Origin of the sequence: Bradyrhizobium sp. C-145 (assembly GCF_023375135.1) — a bacterium.
Taxonomy (GTDB): Bacteria; Pseudomonadota; Alphaproteobacteria; order Rhizobiales; family Xanthobacteraceae; genus Bradyrhizobium; species Bradyrhizobium zhanjiangense.
On the sequence record NZ_CP088150.1, the window covers coordinates 5,073,844 to 5,096,721 of the forward strand.

At 65.5% G+C, this 22,878-nt stretch carries 19 protein-coding genes and 1 pseudogene; 12 read left to right on the forward strand and 8 right to left on the reverse strand.

Annotated features, from left to right (window positions below; translation table 11 throughout):
- Window positions 1-113: 113 nt before the first annotated feature.
- The 4 genes from LRP30_RS23765 to LRP30_RS23780 form a co-directional block, all read right to left on the reverse strand.
- Window positions 114-413, reverse strand: coding sequence for an acylphosphatase (locus LRP30_RS23765; protein WP_091889695.1), 300 nt, complete (start codon window positions 411-413; stop codon window positions 114-116).
- Window positions 410-1,276, reverse strand: a complete 867-nt coding sequence (locus LRP30_RS23770; RefSeq protein ID WP_249756482.1) for an isocitrate lyase/PEP mutase family protein — start codon at window positions 1,274-1,276, stop codon at window positions 410-412. Before LRP30_RS23770 ends, LRP30_RS23765 begins: the two co-directional genes overlap by 4 nt.
- 194 nt (window positions 1,277-1,470) lie before the next feature.
- Window positions 1,471-3,486 (reverse strand): acetyl/propionyl/methylcrotonyl-CoA carboxylase subunit alpha, encoded by a 2,016-nt coding sequence (locus LRP30_RS23775; protein ID WP_249756483.1) that lies wholly within the window; start codon window positions 3,484-3,486, stop codon window positions 1,471-1,473.
- Window positions 3,487-3,675: 189 nt separating this feature from the next.
- A complete protein-coding gene (locus tag LRP30_RS23780; protein ID WP_249756484.1) occupies window positions 3,676-4,746 on the reverse strand; it encodes a putative zinc-binding peptidase in 1,071 nt (356 codons plus the stop codon).
- 209 nt (window positions 4,747-4,955) lie between these two features.
- Here LRP30_RS23780 and LRP30_RS23785 point away from each other — a divergent pair, with 209 nt between their 5' ends.
- From LRP30_RS23785 to LRP30_RS23805, 5 genes and pseudogenes are all read left to right on the forward strand, one after another.
- Complete coding sequence (locus tag LRP30_RS23785) at window positions 4,956-7,433, forward strand: PAS domain S-box protein (protein WP_249756485.1); 2,478 nt, start codon at window positions 4,956-4,958, stop codon at window positions 7,431-7,433.
- A 150-nt stretch (window positions 7,434-7,583) separates the two neighbouring features.
- Window positions 7,584-7,673 (forward strand): annotated as a pseudogene (locus tag LRP30_RS23790) (EamA family transporter); the annotation flags it as partial.
- Between the two features lie 114 nt (window positions 7,674-7,787).
- The gene (locus tag LRP30_RS23795) at window positions 7,788-9,065 is read left to right on the forward strand and encodes an MFS transporter (RefSeq protein ID WP_249756486.1); all 1,278 of its coding nucleotides are present in this window, start codon (window positions 7,788-7,790) and stop codon (window positions 9,063-9,065) included.
- Between the two features lie 25 nt (window positions 9,066-9,090).
- Window positions 9,091-10,341, forward strand: a complete 1,251-nt coding sequence (locus LRP30_RS23800) for an arsenic transporter (RefSeq protein ID WP_128943300.1) — start codon at window positions 9,091-9,093, stop codon at window positions 10,339-10,341.
- A 129-nt stretch (window positions 10,342-10,470) separates the two neighbouring features.
- Window positions 10,471-10,695 carry a hypothetical protein gene (locus LRP30_RS23805; protein ID WP_164939115.1) on the forward strand — a complete coding sequence of 75 codons (225 nt, stop codon included), beginning with the start codon at window positions 10,471-10,473 and terminating at the stop codon, window positions 10,693-10,695.
- A gap of 69 nt (window positions 10,696-10,764) precedes the next feature.
- Here LRP30_RS23805 and LRP30_RS23810 read toward each other — a convergent pair whose 3' ends face one another.
- Both LRP30_RS23810 and LRP30_RS23815 read right to left on the reverse strand, forming a co-directional pair.
- Entirely contained in the window at window positions 10,765-12,129 is a 1,365-nt protein-coding gene (locus tag LRP30_RS23810; protein ID WP_346016176.1) for an MFS transporter, read from the reverse strand.
- 24 nt (window positions 12,130-12,153) lie between these two features.
- Window positions 12,154-12,921: a GntR family transcriptional regulator gene (locus tag LRP30_RS23815; protein ID WP_128941237.1), complete on the reverse strand. Its 768-nt coding sequence runs from the start codon at window positions 12,919-12,921 to the stop codon at window positions 12,154-12,156.
- A gap of 174 nt (window positions 12,922-13,095) precedes the next feature.
- Here LRP30_RS23815 and LRP30_RS23820 point away from each other — a divergent pair, with 174 nt between their 5' ends.
- Genes LRP30_RS23820 through LRP30_RS23830 form a run of 3 tightly spaced genes read left to right on the forward strand, consistent with a single transcriptional unit; the run spans window position 13,096 to window position 16,133 of the window.
- Window positions 13,096-14,295, forward strand: a complete 1,200-nt coding sequence (locus LRP30_RS23820; protein WP_249756488.1) for a mandelate racemase/muconate lactonizing enzyme family protein — start codon at window positions 13,096-13,098, stop codon at window positions 14,293-14,295.
- Window positions 14,296-14,306: 11 nt separating this feature from the next.
- Window positions 14,307-15,074, forward strand: a complete 768-nt coding sequence (locus tag LRP30_RS23825; protein ID WP_249756489.1) for an SDR family oxidoreductase — start codon at window positions 14,307-14,309, stop codon at window positions 15,072-15,074.
- 27 nt (window positions 15,075-15,101) lie between these two features.
- Window positions 15,102-16,133 (forward strand): L-idonate 5-dehydrogenase, encoded by a 1,032-nt coding sequence (locus tag LRP30_RS23830; protein ID WP_249756490.1) that lies wholly within the window; start codon window positions 15,102-15,104, stop codon window positions 16,131-16,133.
- Between the two features lie 87 nt (window positions 16,134-16,220).
- Here LRP30_RS23830 and LRP30_RS23835 read toward each other — a convergent pair whose 3' ends face one another.
- A complete protein-coding gene (locus tag LRP30_RS23835) occupies window positions 16,221-17,105 on the reverse strand; it encodes a DUF3280 domain-containing protein (protein WP_249756491.1) in 885 nt (294 codons plus the stop codon).
- A gap of 194 nt (window positions 17,106-17,299) precedes the next feature.
- Between LRP30_RS23835 and LRP30_RS23840 the strand changes: the two genes are divergently transcribed.
- The gene (locus LRP30_RS23840; RefSeq protein WP_249756492.1) at window positions 17,300-18,682 is read left to right on the forward strand and encodes a histidine kinase; all 1,383 of its coding nucleotides are present in this window, start codon (window positions 17,300-17,302) and stop codon (window positions 18,680-18,682) included.
- Window positions 18,679-19,341, forward strand: a complete 663-nt coding sequence (locus LRP30_RS23845) for a response regulator transcription factor (protein ID WP_128941232.1) — start codon at window positions 18,679-18,681, stop codon at window positions 19,339-19,341. Before LRP30_RS23840 ends, LRP30_RS23845 begins: the two co-directional genes overlap by 4 nt.
- 17 nt (window positions 19,342-19,358) lie before the next feature.
- Here LRP30_RS23845 and LRP30_RS23850 read toward each other — a convergent pair whose 3' ends face one another.
- On the reverse strand, window positions 19,359-20,342 hold the full coding sequence (locus LRP30_RS23850) for a VOC family protein (RefSeq protein WP_249756493.1): 984 nt from the start codon (window positions 20,340-20,342) through the stop codon (window positions 19,359-19,361).
- Between the two features lie 147 nt (window positions 20,343-20,489).
- Between LRP30_RS23850 and LRP30_RS23855 the strand changes: the two genes are divergently transcribed.
- Both LRP30_RS23855 and LRP30_RS23860 read left to right on the forward strand, forming a co-directional pair.
- The gene (locus LRP30_RS23855) at window positions 20,490-21,281 is read left to right on the forward strand and encodes a DNA-binding transcriptional regulator (protein ID WP_128943292.1); all 792 of its coding nucleotides are present in this window, start codon (window positions 20,490-20,492) and stop codon (window positions 21,279-21,281) included.
- 73 nt (window positions 21,282-21,354) lie between these two features.
- Window positions 21,355-22,863, forward strand: coding sequence for a bifunctional 3-(3-hydroxy-phenyl)propionate/3-hydroxycinnamic acid hydroxylase (locus LRP30_RS23860; RefSeq protein WP_249756494.1), 1,509 nt, complete (start codon window positions 21,355-21,357; stop codon window positions 22,861-22,863).
- Window positions 22,864-22,878 lie beyond the last annotated feature (15 nt).

Consider the following 22,878-nt stretch of genomic DNA (forward strand, 5'->3'; position numbering starts at 1 on the left):
CGAAGCCTCCTCGCCGTCATGGCCGGGCTTGTCCCGGCCATCCACGTCTAGCCCCGTCGCACGAAGAACGTGGATGCCCGGGACTAGCGGGGATGACGACCTGTTGCGAGCGTTCACACCGTCGGCAACACCGAAAATGCCTCCCCTGCCCGGCGCAGGTTTAGTTCATCCGCACCGGCGGTCTCGCTGGTGACGCTGTCGACGCGTGAGGACGGCGGGCCGTGGCGGCACAGTGCCACCATGTCGGCGACGTGCTTGGGCGCGCCCGCGAACAGCGCCTCGACGCTGCCGTCGCGGCGGTTGCGGACCCAGCCTTCGAGACCGCTGGTGGTCGCCTGGTACTCGACCCAGGCGCGGTAGCCGACGCCCTGGACCCGACCGCGGATCATGACCTGGAGGATCGCCCTGCTCATTTTTTCAGCCCAAGAAAGTTGGCGCTGCGCGTCTTCACGTCGGCTTCGCGCATGACGCGGTTGATCAATTCCGCTGCGGGCAATCCCTTCAGCGCTTTCGGCGCTGTGCCGTCACGCAACGCTTTCTGAACCTCGTACACGGCCTGCGTTGCAGCCGCGATCGGAGCATGCCCCTGGAGGGCGATGCGCACGCGTTGGCTCTCGAGATAGTCGGTCGCCTTCAATTCCTCCGGAGCGCCGCCGAGCACGAGCGGCAGGTGCGTGGCGGATGCGATGGCCGCAAGCTCCGCCCGCGACTTGATGCCGGTGAAGAACAGCGCGTCCACACCGGCGGCCTCATAGGCCACGGCGCGCCGGATCGCATCTTCGATCGAAGTGATCGAGGCAGCTCCAGTGCGGCCCATGATCACGAGCGAGGGATCGCTGCGGCCGTCGAGCGCCGCCTTCATCTTGCCGACGCCTTCCTCGAGCGGGATCAGCTGCGTCTTCGCCTCGCCGAACGCCGCCGGCAGCAGCGTGTCCTCGATGGTGAGCCCGGCAGCCCCCGCTGTCTCCAGCTCCTGCACCGTTCGGCGCACGTTCAGAGCATTGCCATAGCCGTGATCGGCATCGACGAGGACGGGGAGCGCGGAGGCGCGCGACATCCGCCGCATCTGCTCGGCAAGCTCGGTGAGCGTGATCAGCGTGACATCGGGATCGCCGAGCACGGCGAGCGAGGCCACCGAACCGCCAAACATGCCGAGCGGAAAGCCGAGGTCCTCGGCAATGCGGATCGAGATGGCGTCGTAGACCGAGCCGGGACGGACGCAAGTCCCGCCCGACAGGATCGATCGCAGTTTCTCGCGGCGGGAACGAAAGGCCATGGTGCTGTCTCGGTTAAATCACGGAGGCCGCAGCATACCCCGTCATTGCGAGCGAAGCGAAGCAATCCAAAAATGTATCCGCGGAAACAGACTGGATTGCTTCGTCGCTTCAGCGCAGAATTGCTTTGCAATTTTGTCGCCCGCTCCTCGCAATGACGGTGGTTGCGGGCAGACCGCCCGCCTCACTCACACGTTTACGCAAACTCCAAAATCAGCGCGTCCACCGCGAGCGTGGCGCCGGCGCTGGCGTGGATCTTCTTCACGGTGCCGTCCTGCTCGGCGCGCAGCACGTTCTGCATCTTCATGGCTTCGACCACCGCGAGCGTCTCGCCGGCCTTGACCTCCTGCCCTTCGTTCACGGCGATCGAGACCACGAGGCCCGGCATCGGACAGAGCAGCTTCTTGCCGGTATCGGAGGCCGTCGTCACCGGCATCAAGCGTGCCGAGGCCGCTTCCGCCTCGGTCCAGACATAGACCGGCACCTCGACGCCCTGATGCGCGAGGCGGATGCCATTGGCAATCGGCCGCGTCTGCACCGCGATGAACTGGCCGTCGATGGTGCCCTGCCAGACCGGATCGCCGGGCTTCCACGGTGACTGCAACAGATGCGCATTGCCGGCCTTGCCCTCGGCATCGATGAAGCGCACCGCGATCGCCTCGCTCTCGCGTCCGACCTCGAGCAGGATCTCCTGGTGATCGAGCCAGACCGCGCGACGACGCTCGCGCTGTACGATGCGGCCGCCTAACTGGCCCGAGATCTGCCGCTTGCGCTCGCCAAGCACATGATCGATGGCGGCGCCGACCGCAGCGATCCGCCGCGCGACCTCGCCTTCGGGCACGCGCACCGCAAAGCCCTTCGGGAATTCCTCGGCGATGAAGCCGGTCGAGAGCCGGCCTTCGCGCCAGCGCGGATGATGCATCAGCGCGGACAGGAACGGGATGTTGTGACGGATGCCGTCGACATAGAACGCGTCCAGCGCGGTCGCCTGCGCTTCGATCGCGGCGGCGCGCGAGGGTGCATGCGTGACCAGCTTGGCGATCATCGGATCATAATGGATCGAGATCTCGCCGCCCTCCTGCACGCCGGTGTCGTTCCGCACGGTGATGCCATCCTTGCTGGCTTCCGCCGGCGGGCGGTATTTCACCAGGCGCCCGATCGAAGGGAGGAAGTTGCGGAACGGATCTTCGGCATAGAGGCGCGATTCCACCGCCCAGCCGGTGAGCGTGACGTCCCTCTGCGCGATGGCGAGCTTCTCGCCGGCGGCAACGCGGATCATCTGCTCGACGAGATCGATGCCGGTGACGAGCTCGGTGACGGGATGCTCGACCTGGAGACGCGTGTTCATCTCCAGGAAGTAGAAGCTCTTGTCCTGCCCTGCAACGAACTCGACGGTGCCGGCGGAATCGTAGTGCACGGCCTTGGCCAGCGCGACGGCCTGCTCGCCCATCTTGCGGCGGGTTTCTTCGTCGAGCAGCGGCGACGGCGCCTCCTCGATAACCTTCTGGTTGCGGCGCTGGATCGAGCATTCACGCTCGCCGAGATGGATCACGTTGCCGTGCTTGTCGCCCAGCACCTGAATCTCGATGTGGCGGGGATCGACGATGAACTTCTCGACGAAGACGCGGTCGTCGCCGAACGAGGCCTTGGCCTCGGCCTTGGCGAGGTTGAAGCCTTCGGCGACCTCCGCCTTGGAGTTCGCGATACGCATGCCCTTGCCGCCGCCGCCGGCGGAGGCCTTGATCATCACGGGATAACCGATCTCGTCGGCGATGCGGACCGCGTGCTTGTCGTCCTCGATGACGCCGAGATAGCCCGGCACGGTCGAGACCTTGGCCTTGGCGGCCGCCTTCTTGGATTCGATCTTGTCGCCCATCGCCGCGATCGCGCCGGGGTTCGGGCCGATGAAGACGAGGCCGGCCGCCTCCAGCGCGCGCGGAAACGCCTCGCGCTCGGACAGGAAGCCGTAGCCGGGATGCACGGCCTCGGCGCCGGTCTTGCGGCAGGCGTCCACGATCTTCTCGATCACCAGGTAACTCTCGGCCGCAGCCGGCGGGCCGATCAGCACGGCCTCGTCGGCCATCTCGACATGGAGGGCATCGCGGTCGGCCTCGGAATAGACCGCAACCGTCTGAACGCCCATCCGGCGGGCAGTCTTGATGACCCGGCAGGCGATTTCGCCGCGATTGGCGATCAGAATGCGTTTGAACATGCTTTTCTTGAGTCTCGACCTTGGGCGGGGACCCTTTCCTGGCCGTCGGGGCCTATGGGAAATGGGCCGTGTGGCTCCCGTGGTACATCAAAATGGGCCGGAGGCAACGGTCTAAATCCCTCCCCTCTGGCGTACCAGCGCAAGACCGGAACGGGCTTGCGGAACGGGGCCGGCGGGCCCTGGCACCGCCTACGGCTTCCCGGCCTTGGCTACGTCCCGCACGAGGCTGTGAACAAAACCCAGTTTGGCGATCACGGCGGGCGACAGGATGAAGGGATAGAGGTCGCGCAGGCCCATGGCGCGGTTGACGCTGTTCATGGCGAAGGTAAAGGGCAGCCATGCGCTGACCAGCGCCTCCACATCCCGGGCCTCGTAGGAGTTGAAACGAATGCGCGTCGTCAGCTCCCCGTCGCGGTCGACCTTGGGGCGTACCTCCATGCCGAACTCGGCGGTCATCTCCAGCGTGTCGACGATGTGGAGATAGTGCGCCCAAGTCTCGGCGAAGTCCTCCCACGGATGCGTCGTCGCGTAGGCGGAGACGTAGTTCTGCTGCCAGTCCGGCGGCGCGCCTTCGGCATAATGGCGCTGCAAGGCCTGGCCGTAATCGGCCGAATCGTCGCCGAACATGGCGCGGCATTGGTCGAGCTTGCCGCCGTCCCGCACCAGCACGTCCCAGAAATAGTGTCCGACCTCGTGGCGGAAATGCCCGAGCAGCGTCCGGTAGGGCTCGCCCATCTCGAGCCGGCGCCGCTCGCGCTCGATGTCGTCGGCCTCGGTGAGCGCGATCGTGATCAGGCCGTTGTCATGACCGGTCATGACCTTCTCTCCGCTGTGCGGATCGTCGGCGAGGAAATTGAAGATCAGCCCATGCGCGGGATTGTCCTGCCGGGTCTGGAGCGGCAGCTTCCAGCGGATCAGGGAATAAAACAGGCGGTGCTTTGCCACCTCCAGCTCGCGCCAGCCGGCGAGCTGCGCCGGATCCGACAGATCCGGCACGATGCCGTTGTGACGACAGGCGCGGCAGTAGCCCGTGCCGTCGCCAGTATCCGTCAGCCAGTTGCAGGAATCGTATTCGGCATTGCGGCACAGCATGCGGCTTTCGCCCTTGTCGGTCAGCGTCTTCCAGGCCTCGCCGTCGGGCTCGACGGCCGACATCGTCTCCTTCTCCGGCAGGAAGGCCACGCGGTGACCGCAGCGTTCGCAGGCGCGGTTCTCGAAATAGAGGACGTTGCCGCAGGCCTGGCAGACAAAGAGCTTCAAGATTTAGCCTCTTCGCAAAGGGAGTCTTGTGGAATCAGAGTTGTCGCGCCTCGCAGATACGCGCACAGAGGGCGCATCGTTCCAACGTCAGGAACAAATAGCCGGTGGAGGCATTCGTTCATACCCGCCGGAATCCGCGCCCCTTCCCTGCATATTCCCTTCTAAGCGATGGCCATCACGCTCCGTCTGTGTGAATATCGGTCCGGCACGTGCGCACCCGCATGACAACGGCCCATGCCTTGAACAAACCCTTGCCCGAGACAATCGCTGCCGAAAGGCTGCGCCAGCACCTCGAAGACGTCGCGCGCGAGCGTGACAACGCCTATCGCGCGCTTCAGGAGCGCGAGGCCGAGCTCGCGCGCATCCAGCGTATCGGCAAGGTCGGTGGCGTCGAGGTCGACTTCCGTGAGGGCTTCAAGAACCGTCGCTCGCCCGAATATCTGATGATCCATGGGTTGCCCCCGGAGGCCGCGGACGAGACGCACGAGGACTGGGTCAACCGCATCCATCCCGAGGATCGCGACGCGACCGTCAAACATTTCTTCGAGGCTCTCGCCGGAACGAGCGAAGACTACACCGCCGAATACCGCATCATCCGCCCCAATGACGGCGAGACCCGCTGGATTCGGGTCGTTGCCAAGATCGAGCGCGACAAGGACGGCCGCGCCATCCGCCTCGTCGGCGCCCACATCGACATCACCGCCCAGGCGCTCGCGCGCGAGACGCTGCGCGAGAGCGAGGAACGCTTCCGGCTGATCGCCGACAGCGCGCCGGTGCCGATCTGGGTGACCAAGCTCGACCGCAAGCGCTCCTTCGCCAACCAGGCCTATGTCGATTTCGTCGGCCTGCCCTATGATCAGGCCATCGACTTCGACTGGCGCAGGGTGTTGCATCCGGACGACCTGCCGCATGTGCTCCAGCAATCCGTCCAGGGCGAAGCGTCGCTAAAGCCGTTCGTGCTGGAAGCACGCTACAAGAATGCCAAGGGGGAATGGCGCTGGCTGCGCTCGGAATCGCAGCCGCGCTGGGACCCGACCGGCAAGCATATCGGCTTCATCGGCGTCGCCCACGACATCACCGCGGCCAAGCAGGCCGAGATCGAGCTCCGGCAGCTCAATGAGACTCTGGAAGAGCGCATCGCCCAGCGCACCGCCGAGCTCGAATCCAACGAGGCGCGGCTGCGTGCGATCCTGGAGACCAGCAACCAGTATCAGGGCCTCGTCAATCTCAGGGGCGAGTTGCTTTACGCCAACAAGACTGCGCTTGACGGCATCAAGGCGAATTCCTCGGACGTCATCGGAAAGCCGTTGTGGGAGACTCCCTGGTTCAGCGCAACGGAGGGCATGAGCGCGCTGGTGCGCGACGCCTTCGATGCCGTGCTCAAGGGCGAAGCCGTGCGGCTGGAGATGCGGCTGCGCCTTCCCATCGGCGAGCGCGATTTCGAATTCGGCATGCGCCCCGTGCTCGACCGCCACGGCAACATTACCGGCGCCGTGCCCGAGGCCGTCGACATCACCGAGCGCCGGCGCGGCGAGGAAGCGCTGCGACAGTCGCAGAAGATGGAGGCGATCGGCCAGCTCACCGGCGGCGTCGCGCACGACTTCAACAATCTCCTCACCATCATCCGTTCGGCGACCGACTTCCTGCGCCGCCGTGAGCTGCCGGAGGAGCGCCGCCGCCGCTATGTCGACGCCATCTCCGAGACGGTCGAGCGGGCCTCCAAGCTGACTGCACAGCTGCTGGCGTTCGCGCGGCGGCAGCCGCTCAAGCCGCAGATCTTCAATGTCGGCAGCCAGGTCGAGGGCGTCGCGCAACTGATCCGTCCGCTGGTCGGAGGCCGCATCGAGATCGCGGTCGAGGTTGAGGATGCCGGCTGCTTCACCGTGGCCGACATCGCGCAGTTCGAAAGCGCGCTGATCAATCTCGCCGTCAACGCCCGCGACGCCATGAACGGCGAAGGCGGCCTCACCATCGCCGTCCGCAAGGTCTTTGGGATTCCGAGCCTGCGCGCACAATCGGCGCGCGGCGGCGACTATGTCGCCATCTCGGTCACCGACACCGGCTGCGGCATCGCGCCGGAGCATCTCGACCTGATCTTCGAGCCCTTCTTCACCACCAAGGAGGTCGGCAAGGGCACCGGGCTCGGCCTCAGCCAGGCCTTCGGCTTCGCAAAACAGTCCGAGGGCGACATTGCGGTGACGAGCAGGCAAGGCAAAGGCGCGACCTTCACCATCTATCTGCCGCAGGCACAAAGCCCTGCGACGGACAAGGAAGCCGCGGCACTGACCCATGAGGCCGCGGCCACCGGGCGCGGCTACCGCGTGCTCGTGGTCGAGGACAACGACGAGGTCGGCCGCTTCTCCACCGAGCTGCTGGAGGATCTCGGCTATGTCGTCCGCCGCGTCGCCAGCGCCGATGCGGCCCTGACCATCCTCGGTGAAAACGAATTCGCCGTCGATCTCGTCTTCTCCGACGTCATCATGCCCGGCATGAATGGCGTCGAGCTCGCCAGCATCATCCGCGAGCGCTATCCGGGCCTGCCCGTCGTGCTCACCTCTGGCTACAGCAACGTGCTCGCCGAGAATGCGCATCGCGGTTTCGAGCTGATCCAGAAGCCCTATTCGGTGGAATCGCTGTCGCGTATCCTGCGCAAGGCGATCACGGAGAAGCTGTCGGTGGTAAGGTGAGTTTGATGGGCGCACCGCGTTGCCGCGCATTCCGTCATTGCGAGCGCAGCGAAGCAATCCAGACTGCCTCCGCGGAAAGACTCTGGATTGCTTCGCTGCGCTCGCAATGACGGCTCGGGCGCGCTGTCCTAAGCAACGGATATCGATGACATGAAACCCGCGCTCCTCTCCGCCTGGCAGACCTGGGCGATCCTCTCCGCCTGCTTTGCGGCGGTGACCGCGATCTTCGCCATGATCGGCGGCGGCGCGGTGCTGCTCGCGGTCAAGTTTTGAGGAGCCGGACGTGATCCGCGGAACCAGGCCGACATCACGATGGTTGCTGCCGGGGCCATTGAGCCTCGACCGAGAGACCCGATGTCGAGCGCGAACTCCGATCAGACGAGGCGCGCCGGCCGCGCGCTGGATGCGGCCAACTTCTTCCTCGCAGATGTCCGCGATGGGCTGGGGCCCTATCTCGCGGTCTATCTGCTCACCGAGCAGCGCTGGGATGAGGCGCGCATCGGCCTCGTGATGTCGATCGCGACGATCGCCGGCATCGTGGCGCAGACGCCGGCTGGTCCGCTGGTCGATGCAACGCGGGCGAAGCGGCTCGCGATGGCGATAGCCGCGATTTTGGTGACGCTTGCCTCGCTATCGCTGCCGTTGTTTCCGACCTTCGGGCCGGTCGCGATCTCGCAGGGGATCGCCCAGGCTGCTGCTGTCATCTTCCCGCCCGCAATCGCGGCCGTCTCGCTCGGCATCTTCGGTCATGCCGCCTTCACCCGGCGGATCGGACGCAACGAGACCTTCAACCATGCCGGCAACGCTGTCGCGGCGGGTCTGGCAGGCGTCTTCGCCTATTGGTTCGGCCCGACCGTCGTGTTCTACCTGCTCGGCGCCATGGCGATTGCGAGTCTCGCCAGCATTGTCGCAATCCCCGAACGGGCCATCGACCATGATCTCGCCCGCGGTCTGCGCGACAGCAACGCCAGCACGGAGCCCGAACAGCCCTCGGGCCTCAGCGTACTCCTGACCTGCCGCCCACTGCTCGTCTTCGCAATCTGTGTGGTCCTGTTTCACCTGTCCAACGCGGCCATGCTGCCGCTGGTCGGGCAGAAGCTCGCGCTGCAGGACAAGAACATGGGCACCAGCCTGATGTCGGCCTGCATCGTCGCCGCGCAAGTCGTGATGGTGCCGTTCGCAATGCTGGTAGGCGCGAGGGCCGACCGCTGGGGCCACAAGCGCTTCTTCCTTGCCGCACTGTTGATCCTGCCTATCCGCGGCGTCCTCTATACGCTCTCGGACAATCCGTTCTGGCTGGTCGGCGTGCAGCTTCTGGACGGCGTCGGAGCCGGCATTTTCGGCGCAATCTTTCCCGTCATCGTCGCCGACCTCATGCGCAATACCGGCCGCTTCAACGTCGCGCAGGGCGCGGTCATCACCGCCCAGAGCATCGGCGCGGCGCTATCGACGACGCTTGCCGGCCTGGTCGTGGTCGGCGCTGGTTACAGCGCAGCATTTATCTCGCTCGGCACCGTGGCGGCGCTCGGCGCCGTGATCTGCTTCCTCGCTCTGCCGGAGACGCGGCAAAGCGCAGATGGCGATCTGCGGGGGAAGACACCGGCGTCCGCATCAGCTATCGCTGCCGAATAGATCTGGTTCACCTTGAGGACTGACCGTGCCGTCTGACGCCATCTGGGCCTGGAGCATCATCGTAGCCGCGACCGCAGGCGTCATCATCCGGCCCTTTCGCCTGCCGGAGGCGATCTGGGCCCTGATCGGCGCCGCTGCACTGGTGCTGCTCGGATTGCTGCCTTGGCAGGACGCGCTCACCGGCATCGAGAAGGGTGTCGACGTCTATCTCTTCCTGATCGGCATGATGCTGATCGCCGAGCTCGCCCGCCTCGAAGGCCTGTTCGACTATCTAGCCGCCTTTGCGGTCGAGCATGCGCGCGGCTCCCCGCAGCGGCTGTTCCTGCTGATCTACCTCGTCGGCACGCTGGTGACGGTGCTGCTCTCCAACGACGCCACCGCGATCGTACTGACGCCCGCCGTCTACGCCGCCACTCGCGCGGCCGGCGCCAAGCCGCTGCCTTATCTGTTCGTCTGCGCCTTCATTGCCAATGCCGCGAGCTTCGTGCTGCCGATCTCCAATCCGGCCAACCTCGTGGTGTTCGGCAAGCACATGCCGCATCTCGGAACGTGGCTGCGTCAGTTCGCGCTGCCGTCACTTGCCTCGATCGGGCTCACCTATGTCGCCCTGCGCCTTGCGCTGCACCGCGAGTTGAAGGACGAAACGATCGAAAAGAGTGTCCCTCACCCGAAACTCGGACGCGGCGGCCGTTTGACCGCCTATGGCATCGGCGCCATCGGCATCGTGCTGATCTGGGCCTCTGCGCTCGATCTGCAATTGGGCTTGCCGACATTCGTCTGCGGGACCGCGACGGCGGCCGCCGTGCTGCTGATCAACCGTCAATCGCCTATGCCTGTGCTGCGCGGCGTGTCCTGGAGTGTGCTGCCGCTGGTCGGTGGGCTCTTTGTCATGGTGGAGGCGCTGGTGAAGACCGGTGTGATCGCGCAGCTCAGCGGGCTGCTGCACCAAGCGGTGGCACAATCCGTCCCGCAGGCCGCCTGGAGCGTCGGCATTGCCACCGCGCTCGCCGACAACATCGCCAACAACCTTCCGGTCGGCCTCGTCGCCGGCTCGGTCGCCGCCAGCGATCATCTGCCCGTGCCTGTTGTCAGCGCCATCCTGATCGGCGTCGACCTCGGCCCCAATCTGTCGGTGACCGGCTCGCTCGCCACCATCCTCTGGCTGGTCGCGCTCCGGCGCGAGAAGATCGAGGTCGGCGCCTGGCTGTTCCTCAAGCTCGGCCTGCTGGTGACGCCACCCGCGCTGATCGCGGCGTTGGCGGCGGCAATCCGGTAAGAGACGCCGGGCTCAGCTTTCGAAATCGAGTGCAAGCTATTTGCGGTGCATCAATGCCGGCGGTGACACCGCGGCTAGAATTCCATTGTCGCGCAGGTCAGACGGATATGGCGACAAGGAAGGTTCGTCATGCAGATTCGATCGAAAGCATTGCCGCAGAGCTCCTCCCTGCGTCGCCCGATTCGCGGCGACGAGAGCCGGGCCGAGACGGCGCATCCGCTGCTGGTCTTCTCCGCAGTGGTGTTGTTTACCCTGTTCGCCATCGTGGAAATCGACCTCCACTCCGCCCAGCTTCAGGCGATCGGCCTGCTCGGCCATGGAGTCGGGATCGACCCGGTCTTCTTGAGCCCGTAGCCGCCGGCGCGCGACATCCCGAAATAGGCCCCGATCGCGGCGACGACGCCGCGACCGGGTCACGCTTCGTCAGTCGTTCTCGTAGCCGTAGACCTCCGGCAGGATGACGGTTGCAGCGAGCAATCCGATCACCGGGAAGATCGCCACGAACAGGGTGGCGTTGGCTTGTCCGATCGCCGCGAACAGCGTCGGGAACAGGAAGATCGCCAGGAAGGACGGCAGCTTCACGAACATGTAAGCGAAGCCGCTGGCGGTGCCGCGGTATCGCGGCCGCGCGACCATCGTCGGGATGGTCATGCAGTTCGACGCGTCCCAATAATGGCCCCAGAGCATCCCAGCCGCGGCGAACGGCAGCAGCATCTTGTTGTCCGTGTAGAGCGCAAACGCAGCGACCAGCAGTGACACCAGCACGATGGAGAAGCCGGCCATCGCGATGCCGCGATGGCCGATCTTCGGCGTCAGCAGCGGCCCGACCCACCCTGACAGGGCTGCGAAGGCAAACAGCGCCATCGTCACCAGATTGTTGCCGAGGATCGACGACACGCCGACCATTGCAAACAGCACCGGCAGGTAGAACGCAAAGGTCGAGAACTCGCTCGCCTGCGCGAAACAGGCGATCCAGCCATACAGCGTGGCACGCCAACGGATCGGATCCTTCTTGAGATCGGCGAGGAACGCGCGGGTCGATACCTTCGGCATCTCAACGTCCCGGTCCGGCAGCATGTCGAGATTGTCGTTGAACATCTCGCGCGCGACCTGCTTGGCCTCGCGGTAGCGCCCCTTCTGCACCAGCCACACCGCCGTCTCCGGCACGTCGTGGCGCATGATCAGGATGATCAGCGCCGGCACCGCGCCGAGGCCGAGCGTCACGCGCCACAACATCTCGTGGTTCATGTCGGTCAGCAGGAAGATCACGATGACGCCGATAGTCATGACCTCGCCGACCGCGAACATGAACTGCCAGCGGTTGCCCATGACCTCGCGCTCGCCCTTGGCCATGGATTCCATGATGTAGGTGTAGCCGGTCGAGATGTCCGACCCGAGCGGAATGCCGAGCAGGAAGCGGATCACGACGAGCCAGGTAACGTTGGGCACGAAGGCCTGCGCCAGCGCCAGCACGATGAACATCACCATCGTCACCAGGAACATGACGCGGCGGCCGATCTTGTCGGACAGCCAGCCGCCGAGCAGCGCGCCGATCAGGGCGCCTCCTTGCGTGCCGGCCGCGGCAAGGCCCAGCATCAGCGGATCGGGGTTGTACTGCTCCTTGATGAAGATCAGCACGAAGGCGATCGAATAGAGATCCCAGGCTTCGACCAGGATCGAGGCCATCATCAGCCAGCCGACCTTGTTGCCCTTGGGACTGTAGTTCGTGATGAGGTAGCGGACCGCGGCTTCGCTCGCGATCGGTTGTGGCATCGCCATCGTTGACATGCTTGGTCCTCTCTTCAAAACTCTCTACGTGCCGAGCAGCGGCTCGATGCTGCAATCGAGCAGGCGCGGGTCGATGCCCGCCTCCATGCCGGTGAATATCGCGTCCATGTAGTCGATCAGCGCATCGCTTGCCTTCACGGCATCCTCGACGCGGCGATTGGCGACCGCAGCGAGGATGGCGAGATGGCAATCGATCGTGCCCGACAGCTCGGTCTGTCCCGGCATGAAACGATGGTGGATGAAGCCGATGCGGCGATACAGGGTGTGCAGCGGCCGCAGCGTGTGGGCGAGGAAAGGCTCGCCGGCGGCCTCCAGCACCAGCGCGTCGATGCGACGGTCGATGCTGTTGAATTCGTCGAGGGTCAGGCTGGCGCGGCGCTCGCGCAGCAGGCGTTCGATGTGCAGTGCCTGATTGCGATGCGACAGGCTGGCGCGATCGGCCGCAAGGCGGATCACGAAGCGCTCCATGTCGCGGCGCAAACCCAGCAGCATGCGCTCACGCGCCAGATCAATCGGCGCGATATGCAGGCCGTGCCGCGGACGAATGATGATGAGCGTGTCGGCCGAGAGACGATTGACGGCATGATGAACCGGCGTGCGGCCGAACCCGGTGATCTGCTGCAATTCCAGCATGGTCATGAACTGGCCGGGTTTGAGCTCGCAATGAACGAGCAGCTCTTCGATCTTCTGATAGGCCAGCTCGAAGAAGTTGAGGCGATTGCGCCGGGAGGGCCTGCCCTCGCCGTCATCGTCGTTTCTCACCACCTCGAGCGCGCGCTTGCGCCGTGCCATGTCGTCCTCCCGTCAGCCAGCGCTCGCGATGCGAGGCGGCGTCTTGTTTGTGATATCCTTAAAACATGTTGTGATATATTACAAGCGGGCGTAAGACTGGACCTGCCCGTCGGATGGCGGCGCAGAAATGACAAACAAAACGGGCGCTATGGGCCCGACGGGAGGATTGTTGCCGTGAAGATCACGTCGATCGAGACCCTGCGCACCGAGGAGTTCTCCAACGTCATCTGGGTACGCATCCACACCGATACGGGCATGATCGGGCTCGGCGAGACCTTCTATGGCGCGGGCGCGGTCGAGGCACAGATCCACGACACCTTTGCCGGCCGCCTGCTCGGCCGCAATCCCCTGCACATCGAAGCCATCCACCGCGACATGCTGAACCTGCCGATGGCGCAGTCATCCACCGGCGTCGAATATCGCGCGGCCTCCGCGATCGACATCGCGCTGTGGGATCTGTTCGGCAAGGTCTGCGGCCAGCCGGTGCACCAGATGCTCGGCGGCCTCTGCCGTGACAAGCAGCGCATCTACAACACCTGCGCCGGCACGCAATATGTCCGCTCGACCAATATCAGCCCGGTCGCGAACTGGAATCTCGGCGCCTCCAAGGGGCCTTACGAGGATCTCGACGGCTTCATGCATCGCGCCGATGCGCTCGCCGAAAGCCTTCTGGAAAGCGGCATCTCCGCGATGAAGATCTGGCCGTTCGATCCGGCGGCCCAGGAGAACAAGGGTCTCTACATCACCGCCGCCCAGATGAAGCAGGCGATCGAACCGTTCGAGAAGATCCGCAAAGCGGTCGGCGACAAGATGGAGATCATGGTCGAGCTCCACTCGCTGTGGAATCTGCCGACCGCCAAGCAGATCGCGCGTGCGCTCGAGCCATACAAGCCGACCTGGTACGAGGACCCGATCCGCATGAACTCGCCGCAGGCGCTGGCTGAATATGCGCGCTCGACCGATGTCTGGGTCTGCGCCAGCGAGACGCTGGGCTCGCGCTTCCCCTACAAGGACATGCTCGACCGCGACGCCATGCACGTGGTGATGGCGGATTTGTGCTGGACCGGCGGCCTTACCGAGGGCCGCAAGATCGCCGCGATGGCCGAGACCTACCACCGGCCCTTTGCACCGCATGACTGCATCGGACCGATCGGCTTCATCGCCGCCATCCACATGTCGTTCAGCCAGCCCAACACGCTGATCCAGGAATCGGTGCGCGCCTTCTACAAGGGCTGGTACAATGAGCTCGTCACCACCATGCCCACGATCAAGGACGGTTTTGTCTATCCGATGGAAGGCCCCGGCCTCGGCGTCGATCTTCTGCCCGCCGTATTCGACCGCTCCGATCTGACCGTGCGCCGCTCCAACGTCTAAGGATTCCTGAGATGAGCACCGCCCTCTTCGACCTTTCCGGCCGCACCGCGCTCGTGACCGGCTCCTCCCGCGGCCTCGGCCGCGCCATTGCCGAAGGCATGGCCAAGGCCGGCGCCAAAATCATCGTCAACGGCGTCGATCCCAAGCGCGTCGAGCAGGCCGTCGCCGATTTTCGCGCCGCCGGTCACCAGGCCGAAGGCGCCGCGTTCAACGTCACCGACGAGCCCGCGATCGTCGCTGCCTTCAACGATTTCGACAAAAAGGCTCTCGCCGTCGACATCGTCGTCAACAACGCCGGCATTCAGCACCGCAAGCCGCTGGTGGAGTTCACGACCGACGAGTGGCGCAAGGTGATCGAGACCAACCTCACCAGCGCCTTCGTGATCGGCCGCGAGGCGGCCAAGCGCATGATCCCGCGCAGGCACGGCAAGATCATCAATATCGGCTCGCTCGGCAGCGAGCTCGCGCGCCCGACCATCGCGCCCTACACCGCCGCCAAGGGCGGCATCAAGAATCTGACCCGCTCGATGGCAGTGGAATGGGCCCAGCACGGCATTCAGGCCAACGCGATCGGCCCCGGCTACATGCTGACCGACATGAACGAGGCGCTGGTCAACAACACCGATTTCAACAATTGGCTGATGGGCCGCATCCCGTCGAAACGCTGGGGTAAGCCGGATGAGCTGGTCGGCGCGGCGATCTTCCTGGCCTCCGACGCTTCGACTTACGTCAATGGCCAGATCATCTATGTCGATGGCGGCATGATCGCCGCGATGTGATCCGCGAACCGCCGAAGGAAGAAGCTCATGCGCGCCGTCGTCATCCACGCCCCGAAAGACCTGCGGATCGATAGCTATCCCGATGCGGAGCCCGGCCCGGGCGAGGTCCGCGTCAAGATCGCCAATGGCGGCATCTGCGGCTCCGATCTGCACTACTACCATCACGGCGGCTTCGGCGTGGTCCGCATCCAGCAGCCGATGGCGCTGGGGCATGAGATCGCCGGGGTGGTCGCTTGCGTCGGTGATGGCATCACCGGCGTCAAGCCGGGAACGCGCGTTGCGGTCAATCCGAGCAAGCCGTGCGGCCAGTGCCTGCATTGCCAGGAAGGCATGCGCAACCAGTGCCTCGACATGCGCTTCCTCGGCAGCGCGATGCGCTTTCCCCATGTGCAAGGCGGCTTTCGCGAATTCATCACGGTCGATGCGACGCAGGCCGTGCCGATCGCCGACAAGCTGTCGCTGGCGGAAGCCGCGGTGGCCGAACCACTGGCGGTGTGCCTGCATGCCGGCAAGCAGGCCGGCCCCCTCCTCGGCAAGCGCGTGCTGATCACCGGCTGCGGCCCGATCGGTGCGCTGATGATGCTGGTCGCGCGCTTCGGCGGTGCCGCCGAGATCGTGGTGACCGATGTCGCGGACGCACCGCTCGCGGTTGCGAAGAAGCTCGGCGCCACCCACGCCATCAATGTCGCGACCAACGCCACTGCGCTCGATCCCTGGCGCGCCGGCAAGGGCGTGTTCGACACCCTGTTCGAAGCCTCGGGCAACCAGGCCGCACTCCGCACCGCGCTCGACGTGCTGCGGCCAGGCGCAACGCTGGTTCAGCTCGGCCTCGGCGGTGAGATGACGCTGCCGATCAACAGCATCGTCGCCAAGGAATTGCAGCTCCGCGGCACCTTCCGCTTCGATCCCGAGTTCGAGCTCGCGGTGCGGCTGATGGGTGAAGGCCTGATCGACGTCAAGCCGCTGATCACGGCCACCATGCCGTTCGAGAACGCGGTCGCCGCCTTCGAGCTCGCCAGCGACCGCGCACAGTCGATGAAGGTGCAGCTTACCTTCTAGAGCATGATCCGGAAAAGTGGGCAGCGGCTTTCCGACAAGATCATGCTCAAACAATAGCCTAAAGCGCGATGACGATTCGTCCTCATCTCATCGCGCTTTAGGTGCGTCGGTGGCCTGCTGGCTCTCGATCAGCCGATCGCTGACCAGCCGCACGGCGCCGCGCTTCCACGAATAGTCCGCGCCGAGGCGCAAGCCGCTGTCGCCGCGGGCCACCACCGCGCCGGTCCTGGCATCGCGAACCTGGAAGCCGAGCGTGTATTCGGTGCGGCTGACACGCCGCACCACGCCGATCAGCGACTGATCCGCGCCGAGCTTCTGCGCGATCGCCGCCTCGCAGCCTCCGCAGTCGCGCAAGGCGCGCGCCTTCGCCGCCTCGCCGCCGACATCAACGATGCGATAGCGACCGGATTGGCCGAGCGCCTCGCGCACACCGCGAGTGACCTCGGCGAGGTACGAGGCGTCCGAAGCGGCCGAGGCGGTCGCGGAAGCAGCCGTCATGTCCTCGAGCTCGAAATCGAACACCGCCAGCGCGACCGGCGCAGGCGTTGCGAGCGCAGCCATGACCTCGCGCGAGACAAAAATTTCGGCGCGCTCCCAAGATTCATCATTGTCGCCGCGGAACGTGTAGAGCTTGTCCATCACCAGCTTCTTGGCGCCGACGTCGATCACAGCGACCTTGGCCCATTGCACCAGCGTGCTGGTCTTCTGGATGCCGCCGATGACCTTGAACGCCGCACCGTCCTGGGCGGACGGCACCAGCCGATAGCGCCGGTCCGCGCCGATATCCCGTCTAAGCGCGGCCATGAACGCCGATAGCCGCTGCTCGTGGGCGGCGGTCTGGTTGGCCGGCTCGGCCGACGTGTCGGTATAGCTAAAATCGTCCATGGCAACGCCAATGGCAGGCTCGGCATCGGCTCGCGAAGAAAGGACGAAGAGGAGAAAAGCAGACAGAATCAACCGGGAGCGGTGCATGAACGGGCCTCGTGGGATGGAGCGGCCCCGCAAATCTGGACGGGTCGCCTGAGACCATGCAGCCGTGGCTGTCCCGACGAGCGCCGGGAAAATTTCACGACGTTGCACTGCGGTACGGCGGGAACGCTTCCCGCCGCTTGCGTTCTGCCGTTTAATGCGGGAGCGACAAATCCGTTTGCACCAGGTACCCGCCGATGTGGAATCGCCCGAGGTTCGATCTCAAGGTCCGTCTGACGTTGCGCGTGGCCGCCGTATCGGCCGCCTGCTTCGCCGCGATCTCCGCCTATTTCCTTGTTACCGCCGACAGCGCCGCGCACGCGCGCATCGACGGTATCGCTGCCATCGTGGCGAAGACATTGGAGCTGCAACAGGGCAAGATCCAGTGGGTGGCCAGCCCGCGCTCCGACTTTCCGAACCTTGACCCGGTTTCGGCCCATGTGATGACGCCCGGCCTGTGTCTTGGATTCCGGAGCGCGAGCGGCGACATGCTCCAGCGTTTCTGCAGTGGCGCGCCTGCCCCGGCGAACCCGCCGCCGCAAGCCTTCGCCGCCTTCTATCGCAGCCTGTTCGACCCCGGCCGCGAGGCGGCGCGGCCCGTGATTGTGCGCGGAACGAAGCTCGGCGAGACCGTAGTCTCGGTCGATCCGGCGGTGCAGACGGCGGAGGCCTGGCACGAGGCTGGCCGCCTGATGATCGCGCTTGCGATTGCGCTGCCGCTGCTCTGCGCGCTGGTCTATGCCGCACTCGCCCGCGCCCTGCGCCCCACCGGCATGATCGGCAACGGCCTCGAGCGGATCGCCGCTGGTGACCTCACCACACGGCTGCCGCCCTTCGACCTCGCCGAGCTTTCCGCCATCCGCGATGTCTTCAACCACCTTGCCGAAAGCCTCGACACCGCGCTTGCCGAGCGCAGCGAGCTGACGCGGAAGCTGATCGCGCTCCAGGACGAGGAGCGGCGCCATCTCGCGCGCGAGCTGCATGACGAGTTCGGCCAGTCGCTCGCCGCAATCCGCGCGCTTGCCGCGTCCGCCCGCCAGACTGCGGCGCAGGACTGCCCCGGATTGCTGGGAGAGTGCGACAGCATTGCCCGCACCGCGACCGGCATGATGGAGACGCTGCGTGGCGCGCTGTTCCGGTTGCGGCCACCCGATGTCGACGAGCTCGGCCTCGTCGCGAGCCTCGAAGGCCTGGTCTCGGGTTGGAACGGCCGCAGCCGCGGCCAGACCCGCTTCGAAATCCGGTTCGAGGGCGCCTTCGAGAGCGTGCCCGCCTCCGTCAGCGCCAATCTCTATCGCATCGTGCAGGAGGCGCTCACCAACGCGGCCAAGCACGCCGACGCAACGAAGGTCAGCCTGCGTCTGACGATGGCCGAAAGTGAGATCGCGCTCGCGATCGAGGACGACGGCCGGCCGAACGAGGCGGCCGTCAAATCGGGCATGGGCCTGCTCGGCATGCGCGAGCGCGTCGCCGCGCTTCGCGGCCGGCTGAGCTTCGAAACCGGTCCCCATGGCTCGGCATTGCGCGTGGTCATTCCGCTCGCGGCCGCCGATGGGCAGGCGCTGGAGCACGCGGCATGAGCGGGACTGATGCGACCATCTTGCTGGTCGACGATCATTCCGTCGTCCGCGAGGGCTATCGCTCCGTGCTCCAGAAGCAGCCGGGCTTACGCGTCGTCGCCGAGGCGGCCGACGGTGCGGAAGCCTACCGCCTGTACAAATCCGAGGCGCCCGACCTCGTCATCATGGACCTCAGCATGCCCGGCATCGGCGGCATCGAGGCCGTCAGGCGGATCAGGCAATGGGACAAGGGCGCACGGATCCTGGTCTTCACCATGCACGAGAATGCCGGCTTTGCCGTGCAGGCGATCCGCGCCGGTGCGAGGGGTTACGTCACCAAGACCAATCCGCCCGAGACGCTGGTGCGCGCGGTGAAGGACGTGCTCGCCGGCAAGATCGCCATCAGCCCCGACATCGACCACGAACTTGCGCTCAGCCGTATCAGCGGCGAGAGTTCGGCCGCCGACGTGCTCACACCGCGCGAATTCGAGGTGCTGCGGCTGCTGCTCGCCGAGAACACGACGGAGGAAATCGCCGAGACCCTGCATGTCAGCCCGAAGACGGTGGCAAACCTGCACTCGCTGATCAAGGACAAGCTCGGCGTCGGCTCCGACATCGAGCTGGTGCGGCTGGCGCTACGCCAGGGACTCTTGACGGAGGTCGATCTCGGCGAGGCCTGACGCTGCGTGGCCGCGGATCATTCGCGTGCGATCAGCGAATCCAGCCACGCGCAGTTGAGCGGCGGCACGCGCGGGTCGGCGACGCGCACGCCACGCGCCGCCGCATCGAGTCGCATGTCGCGCAGCCGCTTGCGCTGCTCTTCGGGCATATGGAGCCGCTCGTGACCCCACAGCGACGGGCCGTCAAAGGTCTCGTGCGGCTGCCAGGTCTCGGCATCGATCACGCGCCCGCCCCAGCCATATTCGATGAAGAAGCCGGACGGGGTGTTCACATAAAACGAGGTCATGTGATCGTTGGTGTGCCGCCCCAGCGTATAGGCAACGCTGCCGTCGTCCATCTGCGCGAGATCATAGCCCTGCCCGACATCGTCGAGACTGCCGAGCTCGACCATGAAATGGTGCAGCGCCTTGCGCCCGGAGCCGACCATCGCAAAGGAGTGGTGGCGGCCGTTGACGTGGAAGAAATAGAGCCCGTAGGGCTTGAGGCCGAAGTCCGAGACATGGAAACCGAGCACGTCGCGATAGAACGGCAACAGCGGTTCGACGTCCTCGACATTGAGCACGACGTGTCCCATGCCGAGCGCGCCGGTGCGGAAACCCGAGATCGGTCGGCCGGGCCTAAACGGTTCGGTTGCAAGCTCCGGCTTGCAGAACGCCTCCAACCGGTTGCCGGCTGGATCGGCGAACGTGATCAGCTCGGTGACATGCCGCTCGTCAGCCAGTGCGCGTGACCCGCGGACGACCTTGACGCCCTGCCCTTCAAGCCTGCCAGCGAGCTGGTCCAGTTCGGCGGCCGAGTGAACTTCCCAGCCCATCACCGCAAGTCCGGCATCGCTGCTGCCATCGACGATCAGGCGCTGCTTGCGGTCGTCCATGCGGAAGGCGCGCATCTTGCCGCCGCGGTCGACCTGCTGCATGCCGAGCAGCCTGGTCGCCATCCGGCTCCACGAGTCGAGTTGGGATGAATTGATCCCGATATAGCCGAGCGCGGTGATTTCCATCGACGTCCTCCCGAAGGCATCGCATGTGCCGCAGTGCGGCGAACTTGATACCGGCCGCGCGCGATCCTACGGTGGAGTCCCGCTATCGCTTCGCGTTCGCAACGACGATAATCGCGCGACCGTGCGCCACAAGGGAGGAAATACGAAGTGTCCAAGGAGCGGACGCGGAACGGCCAGCCCCGTCAGTCGGAAGGCGTTCGTGCCTTCAAGCGCGGGCTGGACGTGCTGCAGGAGGTCAACCGCTCCGGCGGCATCCGCGCCGGCGACGTTGCGCGCGCGCTCGACCTGCCCCGCCCCACCGTCTATCGCCTGCTCGAAACGCTGGAGGAACTCGGCTATGTCGCGCGCAGCGCCAGCGACGACCGTTTTCGTGTGACCCGGCGGGCGCTGAGCCTCGGTGACGGCTATGATCCCGGCGTGGTGATCTGCCAGGCGGCAGCGCCTTATCTCGCCGAACTCAGCAAGACCCTGGTCTGGCCGGTCGATCTCTCCACCTACGAGAACGCCGCGATGGTGGTGCAGGAAACGACCCATTCGCGCAGTCCCCTCTCGATCGACCGCGGCATGATCGGCAAGCGCCTGCCGATGCTGCGCACCTCAGCCGGCCGCGCCTATCTCGCCGCCTGCCCCGCGCGCGAGCGCGATCTGATCGTGGCCCATCTGCGCCGCATCGACGACGCCGACGACCGCCCCTTCCTCGACCAAGGCCGGCTCGATCGCATGATCGCCGAGACCGCCGCGCGTGGTTACGCGATCCGCAGCGAGGGTGAATACAATCCCAAGACGGCTTCGATTGCCGTCCCCATCGTGCGGAACGGCGCCGTATTTGGCTGCATCTCAATCATTTGGATTCGCTCCGCGCTGGGCATCGAGGAAGGGGTGGCGCAGTTCGCGGGCCAGCTTCAGCAGACCGCGTCAGCCATTCCTGTCGAGGTCTAGCCGCCGTCCGCTGGGCGGACACTTGGCGCGGCGGCGTTGAAGGGATGGCATTGCTTGGGGAAGAGATAGCCCCATGCAAGATAAATCCGCCCCCGAAGAATTCGACGTCGTCATCGTCGGCCGTGGTCCGGTCGGCGCCACGCTCGCCAACCTGCTCGGCCTGCGCGGCGTGCGCACGCTGGTGCTCGAGCGCGAGGCACGGACTTATCATTTGCCGCGCGCGGTGCATTTCGACGACGAATGCATGCGCGTGTTCCAGACCATTGGCCTTGCCGAGGCGATCCTGCCGCAAACCATCCTCAGCCCTGGGATGCTCTTCCTCGACGTCGATGGCCGCATGCTGTTGGACTGGTCGCGGCCGCAGACGCTCACCCCGATGGGCTGGAATCTGAGCTATCGCTTCCATCAGCCCGATCTGGAGGACGCGCTGATCGGCGGCCTCGCGCGATGGCCGCACGTAACCTTGCGCAATCGTTGCGATGTATTCGCACTGGACCAGGATCAGCATGGCGTGCGCATCCGCTACGAGGACCTCTCCAACGGGAGGCTCAGCGAGGTCCGCGCCGGCTACGTAATCGGCTGCGACGGCGCCCGCTCCTTGGTGCGACGCTTCATCGGCTCGGGGATGGACGATCTCGGCTTCCACGAGCGCTGGCTGGTGATCGACGTCCTGCTCAAGCGCGAGCGCGACGACCTCGGCGACTACAGCCTCCAGCATTGCGATCCGCGGCGGCCCGCAACTTACGTGCGCGGCACCGGCACACGACGGCGCTGGGAGATCACGGTTCTTGCCGATGAGGACTCTCAGGAGGTAGCGCAACCTGCCAAGGTCTGGGAGCTGCTGTCGCGCTGGATCACGCCGGATGATGCCGCGATCGAGCGCGCCGCGGTCTACATGTTTCATTCCATCATCGCGCAGCGATGGCGCAGCGCTCGACTGCTGCTCGCCGGCGATTCCGCGCATCAGACACCGCCCTTCCTGGGCCAGGGCATGTGCGCCGGAATCCGCGATGCTGCAAACCTCGCCTGGAAGCTCAGCGCGATCATCCGTGGCGACGCTGCAGCTGACCTCCTCGACACCTATCAGAGCGAACGCCAGCCGCATGTGCGCGAGTTCATTGAGCTCGCCATTCGCCTCGGCGGGGTCATCAACACCAAGGCGATCGAAGCCGGCCTTGCCGCAGGCAAAGCGCGCGAGAATGCGCCGGTCAGGCTCGAGGTGAATAAGCCCCTGCTCGGCCCGGGCCTTGCGCTCAGCGACCTGCCTCTCGCCGGACATCTCGCGCCGCAATTCATCTTGAGCGACGGTGGCCGTAGTGACGACCAGATCGGCTACAGCCATGTGCTCCTCGTCGCGAGCGCGGCCACGTTGTCGTCATCTCTCAATCCTTCACAGGCAGGGATCAAGATCCTGTCCAGCGACGATGCCGAAGGTGTCGGCCACTGGCTTCGCGAGCACGGCATCATCGCCGCGCTCGTTCGGCCCGACCGTTACGTGCGCGGCACCGCCCGCAACGATGCCGAGCTCGACCGGCTTATCGCCGCCATCACGCCTTCAACCCACGTGCCGTCCGCGGCCTGACCGAACTTTTCAAAG

Coding starts and splice junctions, on each gene's coding strand:
- LRP30_RS23765 (WP_091889695.1), bottom strand. CDS start 413: ATGAGCAGGGCGATCCTCCAGGTCATGATCCGCGGTCGGGTCCAGGGC.
- LRP30_RS23770 (WP_249756482.1), bottom strand. CDS start 1,276: ATGGCCTTTCGTTCCCGCCGCGAGAAACTGCGATCGATCCTGTCGGGC.
- LRP30_RS23775 (WP_249756483.1), bottom strand. CDS start 3,486: ATGTTCAAACGCATTCTGATCGCCAATCGCGGCGAAATCGCCTGCCGG.
- LRP30_RS23795 (WP_249756486.1), top strand. CDS start 7,788: ATGTCGAGCGCGAACTCCGATCAGACGAGGCGCGCCGGCCGCGCGCTG.
- LRP30_RS23805 (WP_164939115.1), top strand. CDS start 10,471: ATGCAGATTCGATCGAAAGCATTGCCGCAGAGCTCCTCCCTGCGTCGC.
- LRP30_RS23810 (WP_346016176.1), bottom strand. CDS start 12,129: ATGTCAACGATGGCGATGCCACAACCGATCGCGAGCGAAGCCGCGGTC.
- LRP30_RS23815 (WP_128941237.1), bottom strand. CDS start 12,921: ATGGCACGGCGCAAGCGCGCGCTCGAGGTGGTGAGAAACGACGATGAC.
- LRP30_RS23825 (WP_249756489.1), top strand. CDS start 14,307: ATGAGCACCGCCCTCTTCGACCTTTCCGGCCGCACCGCGCTCGTGACC.
- LRP30_RS23830 (WP_249756490.1), top strand. CDS start 15,102: ATGCGCGCCGTCGTCATCCACGCCCCGAAAGACCTGCGGATCGATAGC.
- LRP30_RS23835 (WP_249756491.1), bottom strand. CDS start 17,105: ATGCACCGCTCCCGGTTGATTCTGTCTGCTTTTCTCCTCTTCGTCCTT.
- LRP30_RS23840 (WP_249756492.1), top strand. CDS start 17,300: ATGTGGAATCGCCCGAGGTTCGATCTCAAGGTCCGTCTGACGTTGCGC.
- LRP30_RS23845 (WP_128941232.1), top strand. CDS start 18,679: ATGAGCGGGACTGATGCGACCATCTTGCTGGTCGACGATCATTCCGTC.
- LRP30_RS23850 (WP_249756493.1), bottom strand. CDS start 20,342: ATGGAAATCACCGCGCTCGGCTATATCGGGATCAATTCATCCCAACTC.
- LRP30_RS23860 (WP_249756494.1), top strand. CDS start 21,355: ATGCAAGATAAATCCGCCCCCGAAGAATTCGACGTCGTCATCGTCGGC.